The organism is Domibacillus sp. DTU_2020_1001157_1_SI_ALB_TIR_016 (assembly GCF_032341995.1).
In the GTDB taxonomy this organism is placed as follows: domain Bacteria; phylum Bacillota; class Bacilli; order Bacillales; family Domibacillaceae; genus Domibacillus; species Domibacillus indicus_A.
The window spans coordinates 1,520,152-1,538,406 of record NZ_CP135438.1 but is presented as its reverse complement, the minus strand read 5'-3'; the positions used below and the strand labels follow the sequence as shown (position 1 = coordinate 1,538,406).

The 18,255-nt window shown below is 40.7% G+C and carries 18 protein-coding genes and 2 pseudogenes; 12 read left to right on the top strand and 8 right to left on the bottom strand.

The window, feature by feature from the left end:
* Positions 1 to 32: 32 nt before the first annotated feature.
* Both RRU94_RS07220 and RRU94_RS07215 read right to left on the bottom strand, forming a co-directional pair.
* Positions 33 to 1,391, bottom strand: a complete 1,359-nt coding sequence (locus RRU94_RS07220; protein ID WP_315691094.1) for an RNA-guided endonuclease TnpB family protein — start codon at positions 1,389 to 1,391, stop codon at positions 33 to 35.
* 265 nt (positions 1,392 to 1,656) lie between these two features.
* On the bottom strand, positions 1,657 to 2,193 hold the full coding sequence (locus tag RRU94_RS07215; protein ID WP_315691093.1) for a helix-turn-helix domain-containing protein: 537 nt from the start codon (positions 2,191 to 2,193) through the stop codon (positions 1,657 to 1,659).
* A 194-nt stretch (positions 2,194 to 2,387) separates the two neighbouring features.
* Here RRU94_RS07215 and RRU94_RS07210 point away from each other — a divergent pair, with 194 nt between their 5' ends.
* From RRU94_RS07210 to RRU94_RS07195, 4 genes are read left to right on the top strand one after another with little or no spacing between them, the layout of a single operon-like run.
* Complete coding sequence (locus RRU94_RS07210) at positions 2,388 to 2,627, top strand: PLD nuclease N-terminal domain-containing protein (RefSeq protein WP_315691092.1); 240 nt, start codon at positions 2,388 to 2,390, stop codon at positions 2,625 to 2,627.
* Positions 2,624 to 3,532, top strand: a complete 909-nt coding sequence (locus tag RRU94_RS07205; RefSeq protein WP_315691091.1) for an ABC transporter ATP-binding protein — start codon at positions 2,624 to 2,626, stop codon at positions 3,530 to 3,532. Before RRU94_RS07210 ends, RRU94_RS07205 begins: the two co-directional genes overlap by 4 nt.
* Positions 3,529 to 4,308, top strand: coding sequence for an ABC transporter permease (locus RRU94_RS07200; RefSeq protein ID WP_315691090.1), 780 nt, complete (start codon positions 3,529 to 3,531; stop codon positions 4,306 to 4,308). Before RRU94_RS07205 ends, RRU94_RS07200 begins: the two co-directional genes overlap by 4 nt.
* Positions 4,309 to 4,321: 13 nt before the next feature.
* The gene (locus tag RRU94_RS07195) at positions 4,322 to 4,492 is read left to right on the top strand and encodes a hypothetical protein (RefSeq protein ID WP_315691089.1); all 171 of its coding nucleotides are present in this window, start codon (positions 4,322 to 4,324) and stop codon (positions 4,490 to 4,492) included.
* Positions 4,493 to 4,605: 113 nt separating this feature from the next.
* Here the strand turns inward: RRU94_RS07195 and RRU94_RS07190 are convergent.
* A pseudogene (locus RRU94_RS07190) lies at positions 4,606 to 4,812 on the bottom strand (KGG domain-containing protein); the annotation flags it as partial.
* Positions 4,813 to 5,305: 493 nt separating this feature from the next.
* On the opposite strand from RRU94_RS07190, the gene RRU94_RS07185 reads away from it, so the two are divergent.
* Both RRU94_RS07185 and RRU94_RS07180 read left to right on the top strand, forming a co-directional pair.
* Entirely contained in the window at positions 5,306 to 5,749 is a 444-nt protein-coding gene (locus RRU94_RS07185; RefSeq protein WP_315691088.1) for a GNAT family N-acetyltransferase, read from the top strand.
* Between the two features lie 107 nt (positions 5,750 to 5,856).
* Entirely contained in the window at positions 5,857 to 7,896 is a 2,040-nt protein-coding gene (locus RRU94_RS07180; RefSeq protein ID WP_315691087.1) for a molybdopterin oxidoreductase family protein, read from the top strand.
* 424 nt (positions 7,897 to 8,320) lie between these two features.
* Here RRU94_RS07180 and RRU94_RS07175 read toward each other — a convergent pair whose 3' ends face one another.
* Together RRU94_RS07175 and RRU94_RS07170 are read right to left on the bottom strand one after the other, a co-directional pair.
* On the bottom strand, positions 8,321 to 8,437 hold the full coding sequence (locus tag RRU94_RS07175; RefSeq protein ID WP_315691086.1) for a YjcZ family sporulation protein: 117 nt from the start codon (positions 8,435 to 8,437) through the stop codon (positions 8,321 to 8,323).
* A 287-nt stretch (positions 8,438 to 8,724) separates the two neighbouring features.
* A protein-coding gene (locus tag RRU94_RS07170) for an IS3 family transposase (protein WP_315691085.1) occupies positions 8,725 to 9,875 on the bottom strand; the annotation gives its coding sequence in 2 pieces (ribosomal slippage) (positions 8,725 to 9,605 and positions 9,605 to 9,875; 1,152 coding nt in all).
* Positions 9,876 to 10,248: 373 nt separating this feature from the next.
* On the opposite strand from RRU94_RS07170, the gene RRU94_RS07165 reads away from it, so the two are divergent.
* The 3 genes from RRU94_RS07165 to RRU94_RS07155 all read left to right on the top strand — a co-directional run bounded on the left by RRU94_RS07165 (position 10,249) and on the right by RRU94_RS07155 (position 12,250).
* A complete protein-coding gene (locus RRU94_RS07165; protein ID WP_315691084.1) occupies positions 10,249 to 10,662 on the top strand; it encodes a hypothetical protein in 414 nt (137 codons plus the stop codon).
* Between the two features lies 1 nt (position 10,663).
* Positions 10,664 to 11,344, top strand: coding sequence for a PspA/IM30 family protein (locus RRU94_RS07160; RefSeq protein WP_315691083.1), 681 nt, complete (start codon positions 10,664 to 10,666; stop codon positions 11,342 to 11,344).
* Between the two features lie 429 nt (positions 11,345 to 11,773).
* Entirely contained in the window at positions 11,774 to 12,250 is a 477-nt protein-coding gene (locus RRU94_RS07155) for a hypothetical protein (protein ID WP_315691082.1), read from the top strand.
* A gap of 22 nt (positions 12,251 to 12,272) precedes the next feature.
* Here the strand turns inward: RRU94_RS07155 and RRU94_RS07150 are convergent, their stop codons facing one another.
* Positions 12,273 to 12,545, bottom strand: a complete 273-nt coding sequence (locus RRU94_RS07150; protein ID WP_315691973.1) for an ImmA/IrrE family metallo-endopeptidase — start codon at positions 12,543 to 12,545, stop codon at positions 12,273 to 12,275.
* Between the two features lie 1,007 nt (positions 12,546 to 13,552).
* On the opposite strand from RRU94_RS07150, the gene RRU94_RS07145 reads away from it, so the two are divergent.
* Entirely contained in the window at positions 13,553 to 14,788 is a 1,236-nt protein-coding gene (locus RRU94_RS07145) for a hypothetical protein (protein WP_315691081.1), read from the top strand.
* A gap of 185 nt (positions 14,789 to 14,973) precedes the next feature.
* Here the strand turns inward: RRU94_RS07145 and RRU94_RS07140 are convergent, their stop codons facing one another.
* Positions 14,974 to 15,246, bottom strand: a complete 273-nt coding sequence (locus RRU94_RS07140; protein WP_315691080.1) for a helix-turn-helix domain-containing protein — start codon at positions 15,244 to 15,246, stop codon at positions 14,974 to 14,976.
* Between the two features lie 301 nt (positions 15,247 to 15,547).
* On the opposite strand from RRU94_RS07140, the gene RRU94_RS07135 reads away from it, so the two are divergent.
* Together RRU94_RS07135 and RRU94_RS07130 are read left to right on the top strand one after the other, a co-directional pair.
* The gene (locus RRU94_RS07135; protein ID WP_410492936.1) at positions 15,548 to 16,408 is read left to right on the top strand and encodes an STAS domain-containing protein; all 861 of its coding nucleotides are present in this window, start codon (positions 15,548 to 15,550) and stop codon (positions 16,406 to 16,408) included.
* A 229-nt stretch (positions 16,409 to 16,637) separates the two neighbouring features.
* Positions 16,638 to 16,772: pseudogene (locus tag RRU94_RS07130) on the top strand (XkdF-like putative serine protease domain-containing protein); the annotation flags it as partial.
* Positions 16,773 to 17,203: 431 nt separating this feature from the next.
* On the opposite strand, the gene RRU94_RS07125 reads toward RRU94_RS07130, so the two are convergent.
* Positions 17,204 to 17,875 (bottom strand): hypothetical protein, encoded by a 672-nt coding sequence (locus RRU94_RS07125; protein ID WP_315691078.1) that lies wholly within the window; start codon positions 17,873 to 17,875, stop codon positions 17,204 to 17,206.
* Positions 17,876 to 18,255 lie beyond the last annotated feature (380 nt).

The following is an 18,255-nucleotide window of genomic DNA, read 5'->3' as shown; positions in this document are numbered from 1 at the left end:
CCTTATCTTGAATACAGTACAACACCAGCTGGTTAAGCTTCCTTCGAAAGCCCGAGTGCATGATGGAGACTAATGAACGAAGACAAGGTCTGAGATGTCCTTATTGCCAGCTCAGGAACTTTTGCCTGAAGTGACAACCATTTCGTTTCCGAAATGGATTTTTGAAAAGCTCGAATGAAATAACGGGCCCCGATATTATAAGAAGCGGACAAATCCGAATGATAGACTTTGCCTGTTGAAAATGTGGCAAGGTCTTTTTTCGAGTTTCGTTCCACTTTTCCAGAGCCGTCGAACGCCAGGGCGCTGGTGTTTCGCGGATTGATCCGGGAAATGCGCATGCCCAGGCAGTGCGCCATTTCTTCTACTTTGTTCTGGATACCTATTTTCTGCCACCCGTGAAGCTTGAAACGAAGTTTCCTGGCTCCATAAAACCCCTTTGGGATTTTCATTCTGTCCAGGTACTCGAATACAATGACATCACAGCCATGCTTTGACGCGAATTTAACAATTTCATGGCTGGTGTAGCAGACAATATGCTGCTGGTACCCATTGATCTGCCGCCAAAAGTTTGGCGCATGAATGCGGCCGCTTACCCGCTGTGCTTTCCGTAGTTTATTTGTTAACGTCTGCAGACGGTCTTTTTCTTTAAGCTGGTCAATAAACGTCCTGCCTAAGACAGTGCCTGTTGCATCAATAACGGAACAAACCGCAGAATTCGTCAGTCCAAGGTCTACCGCACACACTTTTTGTTCTTGAATAGGCGTTTTAGTTAAAGTAACTTTATTTTCATAGCTGATGGAAAGGAAGAATTTCTTTCCCCGCTTAATCAGCTTAGGGTTATGTTCTTTCCATTCCCAGACACCACGTTTGTAATGGTCCTGCCCTTTAAATTCGATATTTATCCATACCCAGTCATTCTGGTGGAACACTTTGATTTGTGCTGATGTATCGGATGTTCTGTTGAACATGTTCCCTCGATAAAAAACAGGGAATTCTTTATGTTCCGCCTGCAGGCGCGGAGGCTGTTTCTTAAATTTCTTCCCTTCGGAAAGAGCGTATTTCTGCTCTTTTTCCCAGTTTTGATAGTTAGAGCGGAAGCTCTTTACTTTGCCAAAAGCAGAAGCAATCGCACTTCTACGGAAGTAGGACGGAAACTTGTAAAGACGTTCGTTAAACTCCTTGTATTTCGGAAGAGGATTTGACTTGGTTGCGTGAATCAGTTTTTCCACTGCCGGCACAATCGACTTGGTTGCCAGACCCTCGGTACCATCAAACTCCTTGTCTATAACCTGGATGATGAAGGACAGGGCGTCATTGTAAATATCCAGTGTATCATTGAAGGTTTCGGTCTGGTTTGTAATCTTGTGCAGCAGCGACTTCGCAACTTTCATAGCCAAACCCTCCTTTCTATTTTTTAGTCCTTATGATACGTTGATTGTATCAAAATGGAAATTACTTGTAAATCAAAAAGAGAATCAGTATAAATAACTACCAGCAAGAAGCGGCAATCGGTGGAATGAAAAAAGATTGAAGAGCAGGGAGAATAAAGACCTTAGCACCTAACCCCCACTAAATCGGAGATTTTGAAGGGGAATGCGGTGCTAATTTTTTGTTCAATAGTATCTATTTGTAATCTGATCTAAAAAGGTATGGATGTTAAGTTTCAGGAATAATTGTTACCGCAATCGTGCGGGTTGGTGCATCAGGATCTTCGTTTTTCCGATCATAATATTTTCGCATCAAATCGTTTAATTCTTTCTGAAACTCTTTAAAGTGCTGGTCATCGATTTTTAATTCCATAAGCGAGAAAGTCGAGTGGTCTTCCGCTTGCTGCTTTTTATCTAGTACCGACAAATAGTTTTGATACTGGATCATCAGCGATAGCTGGTAGTAGGAAAGATAGCTGAGCTTTTTTTCTTTCGTTAAATGTTTCCACTCATCCGCATGGAGCTGGGCAGCTTCTTCGTCCAATACATAATATTTTTCAGACACGGACCGGACCTTTTTTTCTTTTGTCACACGTATGATACCTGCTTGATGCAGGGTGCTGATATGACGGTAGAGTGTCGCTTGAGGCACATCCTGAATGATTTTAACCATTTCTAAAGGTGTCAGGCCGTTTTCTTTATTTCGCATAAGAGCCTGCGATATTTTCATTCTGACAGGGTGCATTAATATTTCCGCTTTATTCATATATAAGTCTCCTTTGAGAACGAAAACGTTCTATTTTTTAGCGTTAAAAACTGTCATTTGAAAAAAGTTGGGAATATTATCAGTAACGATAATAAAGAAATCATATTAAACTTTAGCCAAAAAAACAAATGCATTCTCCATATTTTAATGTTATCATTATCGATAATAATAATAAATTGAAAGGAATGAGACAATTGCAGCTTCATTACGGATTGGAAGAATTGAAAGAAATCGAATGGACGGTTGTGCTGCCTATTCTTATGCCGTTTATAGCCATTGCTTTGGTTTTAATTGTGGTGGCGTTAATTGATTTATACCGGCACCGCAAAACACAAGATCATGTGCTTTTTTGGATGATCATCATTCTAGTTTGTAACACGATCGGTCCTATTTTATATTTCACAATTGGACGAAAAGGAGGCGCTGCCCGATGAAAATAAGCGTTGAACATGTGACTAAAACGTTTAAACATAAAACAGCTGTCCAAGATGTTTCTTTACATATTGAGGAAGGGGAATGTGTAGGTCTGCTTGGCCCGAATGGAGCAGGAAAGTCAACGCTGCTCAATATTATTACAGATGTGCTGCCAGCAGATAAAGGTGAGGTGCACCTAGACGGAAAAAGGCTGTCTTCTATGAAGCGCAAGATTGGCTACCTTCCACAGGAGCCACCTCTTTATTCCTGGATGACGGCTAAAGAAACACTCGTTTTTATGGGGCGCCTATCAGACATGCCAAAGAAAAACCTTCTGAAAGAAATTGAAACGGTGCTGACGCGGGTAGGCCTCAAGCAGGAAGAGAATATAAAAGTCGGCACCTTTTCCGGGGGCATGAAACAAAGGCTGGGTATTGCGCAAGCTCTTCTTCATAAGCCGTCTTTTCTTATATTGGATGAACCGGTTTCAGCGCTGGATCCAATCGGAAGAAGAGAGGTGTTGGATTTAATTCGAGATATAAAAAAAGACACCACTGTACTGGTATCAACACATATCTTAAGTGATGCAGAAGAAATTTGTGAGCGGCTCGTCATTATGAAAAACGGCATAAAACTGGAAGATACTACACTGGCTGAGCTGACATGCAGAAATGAGGATTCAGCGGTTTATGTTGACCTTACGCCAAGAGACTTGGGCTGGGCGGGGCTTGTCCGGTGCCTGCCCTATGTTCAGAAGGTAGACCTTATTGGTAATACTGTTAAAGTAACGCTTGACGATGTGCAGGCATATAAAAACCATTTGATTGGGCATGCATTGAAGAATAATGTAGACATTTTACGTTTTGAAACAAGAAGGTCAGATACCCTGGAGGAAATCTTTTTAAGAATGGTGGCAGGTGCATGAATGCTTTTTACGTGATCTGGCATAAAGAGTGGATTCAATTAATAAGAGAAGCGAAAATCATTTGGATGCCGCTCGCCTTCATGGGTTTAGGAACCGCACAGCCTGTTCTGCTGTTTTTTCTGCCTTCTATTTTGGAAGCAGTTGGAGGAGGGCAGGGAATTACCATTGATCCGGCGATGACCCATCAAAGCGGAGATGAAGTGCTCGCTGGTACACTTGCCTCACAATTTGATCAGATGGGCTTAATTATTATTGTCGTTTCGACTATGGGAATTATACAGGCAGACAAAGTGAGTGGCATGCTCAAATTCATTTTAACAAAACCGGTTACTGTGGGAGCTTATATAGGAGGGAAAATAGCGGCCGGCTGCTCCACTGCTGCCCTAAGCGTGGCAGCTGGATTTGCTGTCTCTTTCATCTATACAGATTACTTATTTACAGATATCTCTTTTCGGACGGCGCTGCCGGCTTTGCTGTTGTACCTATTATGGGTGTTTTTTATTGTTTCCTTTACGGCAATGGTGAGTACCTTGTTTAATGGGCAAGCGGTTATTGCGCTTATCAGTATAGCCTGTCTTCTTGCTTTTCGAATACTGGCCGGGCTGCATCCTATGTTGGGTTGGCTAAATCCAGCCAGTGCCAGCCTGCAGGCGATAGAATTGCTTTCCTCCCATTTAAATAAAGCAGAAATGTTTAAAGGCATAGCAGCAACAGTCGTATGGATTATTATAACGGTTGCCTTTTCTTATAAATGGATCGTAAAAAAACGTTTTTAATAAGACTGCGAAAATGATCAAAGGAGTAAGCGGAATTTCTGAGCAGGCTGCCGGAAACATACAAAATGTAGCTGCCTCGGCTGAAGAGCAAAATGCAGCGATGGAAGAAGTGTCGGCTTCCGCAGAAGCATTAAGCCGGATGGCTCAAGAGTTAAGAGAAACAATCAATAAATTTAAAGTATAAGATGCCAAAAGCACACAAAAACGAGCATGCTAGAACAGCGAAGCATGCTCGTTTTTGATTTGATCAATGGCGATTTGATTTATGTGATTATCTTCGGTGTTTAACCGGCATTAATCGTTATCGCGTTGTTTAGCGCGGGCTTCTCCGCCCTTTTCGCCAATTTCCTGATAAAATTCTTTATCATGATTCTTGGCAGTGGCTTCTCCACCTTTTTTTCCAATTTCCTGATAGAATTCCTTGTCATGGTTCTTTGCTGTAGCTTCTCCGCCTTTGCGTCCTGCTTCTTCACGACTCATTTTGTCGTTATTGTTGTTAGCCATTAAAAGTTCCTCCTCAGTTCTCTTAGAATTTCTGGTGGTACAGTGTTAATGATACCCGCCTATTCTTCTCTTAAACAACTTTTTAAGATTTAAGCGAAAGTACTACATAAAAGCTCTATGTCCAAGCTTCTTTGAGCAGTTGGACACCCAAGCGTATTTGTTCTGACGAAAGGCCGCTGAACCCTAATGGAATATAAGGAACGGAGGGAGGGTCTTTTGAAAAATAAAGGGCGGTTGGATAAACTTTTACCCAAGCCTGTTTGGCTTTTTCGATCAATTCCGCTTCGCTGGAGGAAGAGGCATACTGGACTAAAACATGCCGGATCGACGGTAAAAAGGCTTTGGAAATGTGCTGATATAAATGACGCGCTTCCTACATAAAGTACTCGAATTTGACATGTGAAAATAATGAAAACTGTATCTTTTTAACATGTGACATTTTTCCTATACTATAAACAGAAAGTTTTTTATCAATCAAGTGGGAGGAAGACAAATGAAAATAATAAGAGCTGAGCTGAAGGATCTGCCTGTACTTTCTCCATTATTTGATGCTTACCGCGTGTTTTACGAGCAGCCAAGTGATGAAAAAGGAGCAGCTGTTTTTTTAAAGGAGAGACTGGAGAGGGAAGAGTCGATTGTTTTTATTGGATACGAAAAAGAAAAGGCAGCTGGATTTGTTCAGCTGTATCCAACGTTTACATCAGTCGGCATGCAGCGGGCATACATCTTGAATGATTTATTTGTTCATCCCGATTGCCGGCAAGAAGGAATCGGTAAAGCACTGATGCACACCGCTTTTCAATTTTGCGAGGGCGAAGGAGCCAAATTTGTCACCCTTCAGACAGCAAGAGATAACATAACTGCGCAGACGCTGTATGAAAAAGTCGGCATGCAAAGAGACACCAAATTTTACTCTTATTTAAAATCGTTAACTTAAAAAAATGCTTAGGAAAAGCAGGACTGAAGCCGCTCTATTGTCAGGTTTTTTCGCCTGCGCTATGATGAGATAACAGATATCTATTTTAGAAGGTTAGGAGAATGGGGATGTATGCTTACAAAGACCAGCCGGATGGCGTGTTTCCTTCGGTCTGCTCACTTGACTGTCCGGACCAGTGCGGCCTACTGGTCCACAAAAAGAATGGCAGAATCGTAAAGGTAGAAGGTGACCCAAACCATCCTGTTACAAAAGGCAGTATTTGCAACAAGGTTCGCAACATAAAAGAACGGCTTTATGACGAAAAACGGCTGTCATACCCAATGAAGCGTGTCGGGAAAAAAGGAGAAAGCCGGTTTGAACGAATTACGTGGGAAGAAGCGCTTGAGACGATTACGTCCCGTTGGAAAGAGCTTATCGAAACGGATGGGTCCGAAAGCATTCTCCCATACAGCTATTATGGCAACATGGGCGTACTCAATTCCGAAAGTATGGACCGCCGCTTTTTCTACAGGCTCGGTGCGACACAGCTAGACCGGAAAATCTGCCAGTCAGCCGGTGAAGCGGGTTACCGATACACAATGGGAGACAGCAAAGGAACAAATCCCGAGGATACCGTTCATGCCAAGCTGATCATTTTCTGGGGTGTCAATGCCGTCAGCACCAATATGCACCAGGTTGTACTCGCGCAAAAAGCACGAAAAAAGGGTGCCAAAATTGTGGTGATTGATGTACACCAAAACCAGACTGGAAAGATGGCGGACTGGTTTATCCCCATTAAGCCAGGTACTGATGCAGCGCTCGCGCTTGGCATGATGCATATTTTATTTGCTGAACATTTAGTGGATGAAGACTTTTTAAGAGAATACACAGTGGGCTTTGAAGAGCTGCGGGAGCATGTGGTTCAGTATGATCCGGAAACGGTCACGCAGATTACAGGCGTTTCAGTTGATGATCTTTATACGCTTGCCCGTTTATACGGGACAACCTCACCTTCTTTTATTCGCATTGGAAATGGCCTGCAGCACCATGACAACGGCGGCATGTGCATCCGCACGATTTCCTGCCTGCCTGCTTTAACCGGACAGTGGCTGAAGCGGGGCGGTGGAGCCATTAAAGGAAACGCGGGGTACCTGGCTTTTAATTCCGATGCACTGCAGCGTCCGGATTTTCTCCAAAACAAACACACACGCCGTATTAACATGAACCAGATCGGCCGGGCTTTGACGGAGCTTAAACAGCCGGTTAAATCCATGTTTGTATACAGCACAAATCCAGCGGTTGTGGCTCCGGAAGGAAACAAGGTGAGAAAAGGGCTGGAGCGTGAAGATTTGTTTCTTGTCGTCCATGATCTGTTTTTAACTGAAACAGCCAAGTATGCGGATATTGTCCTGCCGGCTTCATCTTCGTATGAAAACACCGACTTTTTTACATCGTACTGGCATCATTTTGTTCAAATTCAGCAGCCGGTCATTGGGCCATACGGGGAGTCTAAATCAAATGTTGAAGTGTTCCGCCTGCTGGCTGAAAAAATGGGATTTGAAGAGCCGGAGTTCCGGGAAACAGACGAAGAAATGATTGACCGTGCGCTTGATTATCCGGAGAATCCATTTATGAAACACATCAATTATACGTCGCTGACGGAAAAGCAGTTTATAAGAGCGGATGTGCAGCCGATTATTCCCGGAAAGCTGCTGACACCAAGCGGGAAAATCGAATTATACTCTGAAAAAATGAAGCAGGACGGTTTTCCGCCACTGCCGACTTATGTACCTATTAAGCAGGATGAGAAGCTTCCCTATGTATTCGTTCCGGCGCCGAATCATAACTTTTTAAATTCGACGTTTTCCAATAATGAAAAGCATATTCAGCTTGAAAAAGAAGCCCGGTTATATATGAATGTGGAAGATGCCAAAGCGTCCGGGATTGAAGACGGAGACCAAGTACGCGTTTGGAATTCGCGCGGAGAATGCCGCCTTACTGTAGTGGTCGGCAGCCAGGTGCTGCCGGGTGTGGTCGTATCCCAGGGGCTGTGGGCGGATGAACCGGGAACCAAACAGCTCGTCAACTCCCTGACACCAGACCGCTTATCGGACATGGGCGGGGGAGCAGTCTTTTTTTCGGGCCGTGTGAATGTAGCAAAAGGTTGAATCAATAATAGAAGTGGAAGGCAAGAGGGTGAACGTCTTCCAAATAGTAGTTTATATAAAGAAAAAATGTCAAATCCCGTATAAGTGTTAGTGTTGCTTTGAAAAAACTGAAAGACCCTTGGTCTTTCAGTTTTTTATTTGATAGAAAAACCTTATTTGAATTTTTATATGAATGTAAAAATAATGAAGATGGAGCATAAAAAAAAGCCGCGGGGGACACCGCGGTGTAAGAAACTAGGGTAAGTGGTCAATGTAAGACCATGTCTTAGATTATTTACCCGCTGCGGTAGAATATAAACCATTTTCTCAGCGGGAAAGTGTAAAAGTTACACGAAAGCAGCATCATAAGCTTAACGAGAGCGTTCTTTCTAGTCTATTGAGAATTCCAGGGGAATTTCTAAAATGTCGCTCCCGCTTATTCGAATCAGTAGCCGTATCCGCCTTTAAATGTAGCGCCAATGATAATTAAAAGAATGAACAGCACTACAATCAGCGCAAAGCCGCCGTTGTAACCATAGCCACCACCGTAATAACCACTCATACCATTTCACCTCCTTTACAGAAAGGTAGTGAAGCAGTTCTATAAATCAATGTTTGTAATCGATTTATATTATTAGGATATGAGTAAAGAAGCATATTGGATTAAACATTTGTCTCCATTGTTAAACTTTTTTGCAAAGTAGAATAGTAGATTGCTTCATCTCATCGATGAAATTGGGAAGGGCGTATAAATCCAACTCTGTGTGAGTACGAATAACTTTTGTATAAAAGCCCCATTCATATGGGACGGGACTGATCCCCGTTTTTGAGACAGGGATCAAAACACCTTTAAGCAGCCAGCTGCCGGTACGCAACCGGTGGCTGGTTGTTTAGTTTCGCTTGAATACGGATATGGTTATAATAGTGAATATAGTTTTCGACAGTTTGCTCTACGATGGCCGTCGTAGTGCTGTCTAACTTGTCGAGATAGAACGTTTCAGACTTTAGCGAGGAATGAAACGATTCGATGGAGGCATTATCAGCGGGTGTCCCTTTTCGGGACATGCTCATGATAATGCCTTTTTCTTTGACTGCCTGTTGATAAGCGTGAGATGTGTAAACAGATCCCTGGTCGCTGTGCAGGATGCACCCTTCTGGCAGGGAAGAAAGCTGCGACAGGGTGTCGAGCACAAAATTTGTGTCCTGGCAGTCTCCAATAGAATAGGCAATAATCTCACCGTTAAATAAATCCTGGATACTTGAAAGATACAGCTGTTTCTGGCCAAAAGGCAAGTATGTAATATCTGTGACGAGCTTTTGAAGGGGCTGATCTGCCTGGAAATCACCTTTCAATAGATTATCGGTAATATGACAAGGCTGTCCTGTCTGCCTGCGTTTCTTCACTTTCACCCGGCACTGCCAGCCATACTTCTGCATCATACGCTGTACCGCTTTATGGTTAATCAACATCTCCCGTTTTAATAAGGCTGTGATTTTACGATAGCCATATCGAAACTTATGGTTCCGGCACAACGTGCCGATTTTTCGTTCAATGGCCTGCTTGGATGTTTCTTCCCGGCTCTGTCTTCTCCAGCGATAGTAAGTGGATCTAGCAATACCAAGATGCCGGCATATTTCCCTGACGGGCAAGCTGTTTTTGAGTTCTTCCACTAATTCTACGGCTGTTTCCGGTACCACTTCCTCTCCAATTCTTCGTACTTTTTTAAGACTTCAATCTGCTGTTTCAGATACCGGTTTTCTGCTTTCAGTTTCTCTGTTTCGTTTTCCTCCTCAGGTCCTTTTCCGAAGGAATATTGTTTGCCCACTGGCTGATCAAACCGATGAAGTTCGCCTGCTTTGTACCATTTCATCCATGTTTTAAGCTGTGTCTTATTTCGGATATTTAATTCCTTCAAGACTTCTTTAACCGGCACTCCAGCTAATCTCATTTTTACAGCTTTCATTTTTACTTCCGCTGGATAACTGACTCTTGTACCCATAGAAAAAAACACCTCCAAGTTGTTTTCAGGTATTCCATACCCGTTTTCAACTTAAAGGTGTTTTTATTTGTCTCACTCTATGGGGTCAGTCCCCTATAAATATGGAGCTTTTTTATTTAGGCCTATAACTTAAAAGGAGAATGGCTTTACATTCTGGACTCTTCCTTTTATGGACTTGGAACCTTCTCCTCCGAGGCAAACGTGGATAGATTCAGAAAGGAATTCTATATAGAGCTTGACGAGGCTGGAAGTTACTTGTACTAAGTAGTGGCAATATAGCTTAATTTTGTTGAAAATTACTTTGTTTTCACTGAATTTTCACTTTTCATAACTATAATCAATTCATCACGCAATAGAAAGGGGAGATAAACAAGTGAATGAAAAAATAAAGCAAGTGCTTTTCTGGGGAACTGTAAGCGTTTCAGGGCTTACTGGAATCAACTATTTTCTAAATCTCTTCGAAAGGTCTGAAGGTCATGAGCGATATGGATATGCCCATCAAATGGGGAGAGTCCATGGAGGAGGACCAGCATTCCATGCAGACATGCGTGGGCCGCACCACGGCGGTGACTTTTCCTGGCTTGGAATGATGCTCTTCCTTACTGCAGCTGGGACTGCTGCGATATTCGCCTATAGGTGGTATAAGAAAAAGAGCAAAGCTGATGCGTTTCAGCAATTTGTCACGAATGCCCCTGCTTCAAAAATAAGCCCTCCGATAAACCAAAGTAATGCGGACATTTTAGACAACTGGGAGAAAGAACAAAAACCTGAGAAGGAGAATGAGTAATATGGGGATTTTTAAACGATTAAAAACGATGAGCACTGCTGGAATAAACGGCGTACTCGATAGCCTGGAAAATCCGATTGCGATGTTAAACGAGTATACGAGGGAAATGGAAGGGGAGCTCAAAAAAGGGGAACAGGCATTAGCCCAGCAGATTTACCTCGAAAACAAACAAAAAGCATTAATTAATGAAACAGAAAGCCTGGTTGCAAAAAGGGACAGGCAGGCAAGGCTGGCTGTGGAACAAGGAGAGGACTTTATCGCAAAATTGGCTTTGCAGGAAAAATTGATTCACCAGCAGCAGCTCACTCTGTATACTGAGCAGTTGAATATTCTTCAGGGCCAAACCGAGACACTGTATGAAGAATTGAATGAACTAAAAAAAACCTATCATGAATTTCAACAAAAAAGATTAATGCTCATTTCGAGAGCCAATATAGCTCAGTCGATCAAACAGATTCAAAAAACGAATGTGACATTCCATTCTGAAACGATCGCTAATGGGATGTCACGCGTAGAGGACCGTATCTTAATGATGGAAGCTGAAGCACAAGCGAGTAGACAGTTTACAGGAAATTTAAGCACCCCTATCAAAGGATATATTGATCCAAGTTTAGAATATGAATTGGAACAGGTACTGCAAGTAGTGAAAAAAGAGGTCAAGTCAATAGAAGCTGCCCAGTAATCTTTTTAGATATAAAATCCTTATTTCAGGGCTTCTTTATATCTTTTTTATTGTTTTCACTGTGGCTGTCAATAGAGACAGCTTTTTATCTTGGATATTTGAATCTAACATCAAATGTTAAAATGGATTCTCCAGCTATAAATAAAAGAAGCCGTATCAGTTGTCATGCTGATACGGCTTTTCACTTTATAAATATATTGTTCTTTTGAGATTAAAAATAAGCTATTTCATAAAAAGAGAGGTAGTTGAGATTTAAATTTTACTGATCTTATTTTTCACGTTTTTTGAATAAATTTCCGCTTTTGTAGAAAAGATAGGAGTTACGGGGAACGACGTCTTTGTTTTACGAGAAAACAACAAAGCGAAAATCCCTGGCATCTATTTACAGTGGGACACCTAGCACACTGTGTAAAAAAGGAGGTGCCTCTTATGAAATACGTACTTATGTTACTGCTTGCGCCGGTTTTTATGGTACTAATAGGCGTTAGTGCTGGGTTAAGTTTATCCGCTATATGGGAAGAAGGGTCTGATTCCAGCCTATTTGGAAAAATAGAATCCCTTGTCGCTTCTGAAAGTACAGGTGGGGAGGAATCCGGTTTTTTGAGGGAACAGGCCATCAGCAAAGAAACCCTTCACTCGTTTTCTATGACGGACTGGGACAACTTTACCCCTCAAGAGAAAATGCGTTTTGTTCAAACTGCGCTGCCTGCTTATGAATTAACCGGCCAGACTGTTTTAGACAAACCGGAAGGGTTTATCGGCATGATGGACGCGCGCTATGAAGGCTACCTGACCAACAAAGTCGGTCCTGAGGACCATACTGACCTTTCTGAACTCTCGCTTTTTCATGAAATGGAATTAGCGGGACAGCAAGACGGCCGGCTTGAGCAGGGAGACGACCATTAAGCCAAGAATATGCATGCAGGCATCAAGAAAGACCTTGCAAAGATACTTTTATCAAAAGTACCATAAGGTCTTTTTTGCTTTTAAAATTTCCATTGAAGTTTAAAATAATCCCCATCATTTGAATCTCCCAGAGAGCAAGGCGTTTTTCTACAAAAGAATACTCCAGATTAAATAGCTCTGCAGCTTTATTGATGGCCGGCCGTTTATCGAAAGGCAGATCCAATTTTTCAAGCATAAAAGTAGGCATGCAGAAGTGAAGGGCAAATGTTTTAGCTTGCCACTCTTGCAGCTGCACAAAAGGGAAAGCAGCACTGTTTGATTACCTGAGTGTTTTAATAGATGACAAACCTCATGGGCAAGCTCCTGCCATTGTTCTGCTTTGGATAAGTTTTCATTAAGCCTGATCATCATGATACTATCGATCTCTGCAAACTTGCTTTTCTTATGACTATATTCCACCTCTATATCAAGCCCCCTGGCAATTAACTCGATGTTTAGCTGCTCAGGGGAAGTAATCGAAATTTTTATGTATAAATTCTCAATAAAGTCTTCAAAGCGGGATTTCATATGGGTCATAAGGTAGGACTATTTTCCAATTTACAGTTGTCATACCAATGAGAAAAGAGATAAGTGTGGAAACTACTAGATAAAGAAAAGACCTGCTCCGATGAAGGGGCAGGCCAGACTTACTATTTAAGCATGTACTAATTCCTTTTCCATTTGAACGGATTGTCTATAGTACACAGAAGACAAAGTGACATAGATTTTAAATTTAATAATATTTAGCATACAAAAACATTTTATAGACATTATTCTCATTCTCTTACAAAATAATGGATCTTTCTATCATTTTCGATTGATAAAACATGACAGAAAAATTCATGTCATTTATTTTTTGTTAAACATAAAGAGAATTAGCTATAAATTTGATTTGGATATATGTAAAATTTCTTTGAATTTTAGGAGGGTAATGTATGGGGGTTAATGGAACGGGATTACTTATAAGGAATTCGCAGAAAACATTAGTGTGCACCCCAGAGTCTTTGGCTATCTTTAAAATTAATCGAGATGAACTATATCACAAGTGAATGGAAAGTAAAAATCATGATTGTGAAAACCTATTGAAGTTTTTGCTGCTCCCTTCAATAACCTATCCCATGCTTTCCCATTAAAGATACTCGTTTGTTTTTTGCACCTTTTCCTTCCATTTTTCATTTAATAATAAGGCATAGTCGTAGATGGATTTTTGTTATTTGCATACAAATTCTATTATTCTATAATTTTATTTTGGGGAGGATTTATATGAAAAAAGGTCCGATTAATTCCTTGGATGGATTTCCCGTGTGGTATAAAGATGAGAATGGATTAAGGCTCCAATTGAACACAAATCCAAATGACTCGCTTTCTGGTCTTACGCCTGCTGATCTGCCTGAGCCTGCTCAGCCTGTTTCTTTTCCAGATAATTATCCAGGTGAAGCATTTTATTTTTTAGCCGAAGCGGAAATGGAAACAGGCACGGGGGAAAGGGCAAGGCTCGTTTTAGCATTAGAGGCAGCATTTGCTAATGAAATACCTAAAGCAGGGGAACAAATTGTATTCGGACGTGTGCGAATTCGTGTATCAGGATTACAGCCTAATGAGGAATATACAGTAACACACCCATATGGAGTGGATACTTTCATTGCTGAGCCAGATGGAGAAGGATTCGGCGAAATCAATTTTACGGAAGATATAGGTGGATTCAATGGCGGGAATTTTGAACTTGCGCTAACTAGTCGTGTCCATCCGTTTTTACAATGGGATCCTAGTGTATTGCCGCTAGCTCCAAAAGGGTATATTGGTGACCCAAACGTGCCTCATCCTGTTATTGGGAGTCCGTTTGTTGATCGCTTTGGTAAGCCTCAAAATATATTTAGAATTGAAGGACCTGGAATTGGCATTGGATCACCGGATCGCTCAATTACACCAGGAATTAATCCGAATAACTGTATTGAAACAAGAGACTTTGCCTTATTAGGAAAACTCTCTACTATTTCTGGTGTTGACGTGGTAAGAACATCCTACACACAAAGTGAAAGCTCTGGTGGCTTATTAGACGTGTTTGCTATATCGGATGTTACGCCGCAAGAAATTGAAGTAACTGGCAGGGGGATTAATCCTAAAAGGCTGAAAGGTGAAAACGGTCTTTACTTTGCTCGTGTTTCTTATATAGGTAAAAAACCGCCTAGTAGGGTTACAGTAACAAATGTTAGTGATAATAATCCTGCAAGCATCAAAGAATCAGTCCCAGTCGACTTTATATCAGCTTCCGCAAATTATAATAACGACACTCAAATTCTTACAATTCAAGCAGCCTCAAGTGATTCTATTAACCCAATCATTTTAACGGTAGCAGACTTAGGACAAGGCGAATTACCTATTCCAGATGGGGGCGTGTTGACACTAAATCTTATTAGTGTTCCAGCGAGTGTTACGGTTTTATCGACTGCTGGAGGAAAAATGATTGTTCCTGTGATTGTAACAGGAGTTCGTCCTTAATAATTTCTTCATGTTTATTCTCCATTTGTAAACAGGTACTTTTAACATAATATAAAAAAAGTACCAGTGTATACGCAAAAATAATACACGCCGCAGCGTGTTATTTTTTGTATAATCCTCTTTTTTGATGAACTCCCATAAATCACGTAGCTCTTCAACTTGTTCTTCTAGAGAATCAGCCATTTTCATAAAAAACAGATTGAGTGCTGAATTACTGAAGAATTCATCATTTCTTTCTCATCATTATTTTCTTTTTTAGATGTGTCAGTTCTTCCGAGAAGGTAGTCAGTTGATACATCGTAGTAATCAGCTAATTTCTGTAATGTTTCATAATCCGGCTGACGAAAGATGCGTTCATAATTAGAAATATTTTGATTAGGTACATTTAGACGTGAAGCCAATTCTTTTTGAGTAAGTCTGGCTTTTTCTCTTAACGATCTTAGTCTTTCGCCAGGCATCGAGAGAAACAACCCACGTGAAGCGCATGTTGACCTGGACGGGGAAGAGATTCCGGTTGATGAAATGCTCGATACGAACGGACATGCGGCTGACCATCCACGTGATACTTCTTTACCTGCAGGTGAGCGGGTGAACTGCCATTGTGTGCTTTCTCCAGTAGTGATACTTAGATTAAGCAAGAAAGAGAAAGAGGAATTGAGGCACCGATCTCTAGAAGGAGATGAAAAATAGATACTTTACCTTCGTTAGGTTAAACTAATCATTGGGTTAACAGACAATTTCCGACAAACTGTAGGAGGAATGAAGGTGTACAGAAATAAAGAGCTAGGCGAGTTTTTAATAGAAAGAGCATGGGAAGTGACTGAGGAATGGTATAAATCCTTAGATAAAAGTGAATCGTTTGGAGTTTATACCAGTACTAATACTGAAGATGTTAAATTATTAAAAACACAAAACTATGAATTTCATCGTCGTTTTTTCCAAATGTTTATTGAGGAAGAAGCCAAGTTCAAAGAGGGGCTTGAGGAGTGGCTGACTTATTTAGCAAATGATGCGCAGCATTTAGCAACGCCCGTTCATTTTATAGCAAGAGAGTTTTTTAGCGTGCGAAATCAGTACTTAAAGTTAATAAAAGAGTTTGTTTCTTTAAATAAAGGAAAGTATTCAGAAGAAATGATCGAATTATGGTATCAAAAAATCTTAGACACCATGGATGATGTGGTAACCTGGTTTATGGAAGAGCATCACAAAGCTTCAACGATGAGGTTGAAAGGTCAACAAGAAATGATTAATGAATTAAGCTCACCAGTCATTAGTCTTAATAACAATATGGGATTACTACCGCTAGTGGGTGATATTGACACAGCACGAGCAAAGTTAATACTCGAAAACACCTTGGAACAATGTTCTGAAAGAAGATTAAACCACCTCCTTATCGATCTATCCGGTGTAGTGATGATTGATACAATGGTAGCCCATCAGATCTTTCAATTAATCGATGCGTTGAGTCTAATTGGAGTAAAAACGACTTTATCAGGAATTCGGCCAGAAATAGCACAGACTGCTGTTCAGCTGGGGCTTAGCTTTGATAAAGTATCAATTACATCTACGCTTTCCAATGCTATAAGTGCTTCTGCCATAAAGAGTCAACAGCTTTTATAATCTAGCTGATAAATGTACCTTAATTGAAGAAAATGTTTAGTGAAGACCGATCAAGTCGGTCTTTTTCTTTTGGCCTAAAGTAATCAGGCTTAATGAACTTGAACCTGGAAAGGAGAGAATAAATGTACTGTATACATGAGAAATACAGGAGTCTTCAAAGTTCACTGAAAGGAGATGGAGAATAGTGGCTAGAGAACGAATAAATGCAACGATTACACATGTATCCTATGTAGATAAAGCCGCTCATGGATTTATGAAGGATGCCCCCAATATTGATAAGCAGTACGATTTCAATGATGGTGTCGGTGAAGTAGTGAAGTCGTACATCGTACCTGCAGACTTCACACTCGGGGAGCAGACGATTTGCTGCATTTCTTCGAGCGCCTGCTCATCCAGATAAAGAGGGGATGCTACTTTTTCTTCTTTTCGTTTCAGTTCAGCATACATTTAGATATTAAGGGGGGAGGTAGAGTAAATTTGTCTTTTGTTCTCTCGAAGGAAATAGGTAACTATTTGTACTTTAATGGTGTTTATAATGGTAAGAAGTACGAAATTATATATAAACGCTATGGAATAGGTGCGAAAAAGTATTATATTTATGATCGTTTAAATAACGTATTAGACGAATCAACAAAACTGTACAAAGAGATCAATGAAGAATTTTCAAAGCATTGCCTCGATTTCTACAAGCTGGCGGAAAAACTCCAACATAAAGAGTAAAGATGATCTTTAAAGACATTTTATGAAAATGTAATAAACTAACCCGCCTGCTCATGACGAGTAGACGGGTCTTTTTTATTGCCAGTGTTTTGGCCAGTTTTTGATTACTTGGCTTGGGTTTTTTGGTTTTACATTAACCGTACTATATTTGTTTTTCTTAGGATTGAAGACTAAATCACTAAAATGCCAACTGCCAGTGCTATTGTCGTATCCTGCTATTTGAAATTTGTTTATAGCAATACGCTTCGCGCGTTTAGTATATCCTACATCAATCATTTTTGTTAGTACGCCATCTTTCATGTAGTACCATTGCGCAATTTCTAAATTCGAATGATCTGTTTCGGCAACTGCTAAAATATCTGGCTGCCCTTTGTATTTAGATGGGTAAACATGAACCATCTTGCGAGTGGAATTCAATTCGTAATCTTTAAAATAGAAACGTGACTTTTTGATATAGCTTGTGCCTACTTTGTGGGTGTAAAGAGTGTAGTTTCCTTTGTAGATAAGATCCCCCTCATTGGCTCCTGCCCAGACATAGGGCCACTTATCATAAGATGCATAGCCCTTCTTCTCTCTTACACCAGCAAAATAGACCTTGTATGCTACACCATTTGCATCTTTAAGGGTATAGGTCACCCGGCTTTGACTCGGCTTGATCGGATTTTCTGCTTCTGCTGAATGGTGCGTAATTAAAAATAATACAATAGCCGCAAACATTGTAATGAATAATTTTAACCTTATTACCAATAAAATCCCTCGTTTTCCATTTATTATAATAAGAAGGAGTGAAGAGTGTAAGGGGTTTATATTAATATTTATAAAAACTATTTTTTATTCACGATAAATCAATCAGCAAACCCGATCGTTACATATCTTTTATACAGTCAGAAACGTTATTAAGCTTTAATCGTCCGTTCTCTGACTGCAGGTTTTGCAGCACGCAATAGCTATATACAATAGAAGAAATACGTTTTGGAGATTAGGGGAGTTTTGGAGGAGCTGGGGAATTATCAGCATTCCCATTCGTCATCAAAGGACACAAAAAATCCCTGAAACCTTGTTATTAAAGGAATCAGGGATTTTTTAAATTTACGTATCTTTTTGTGCTTACGTCCTAAGATGGGGAT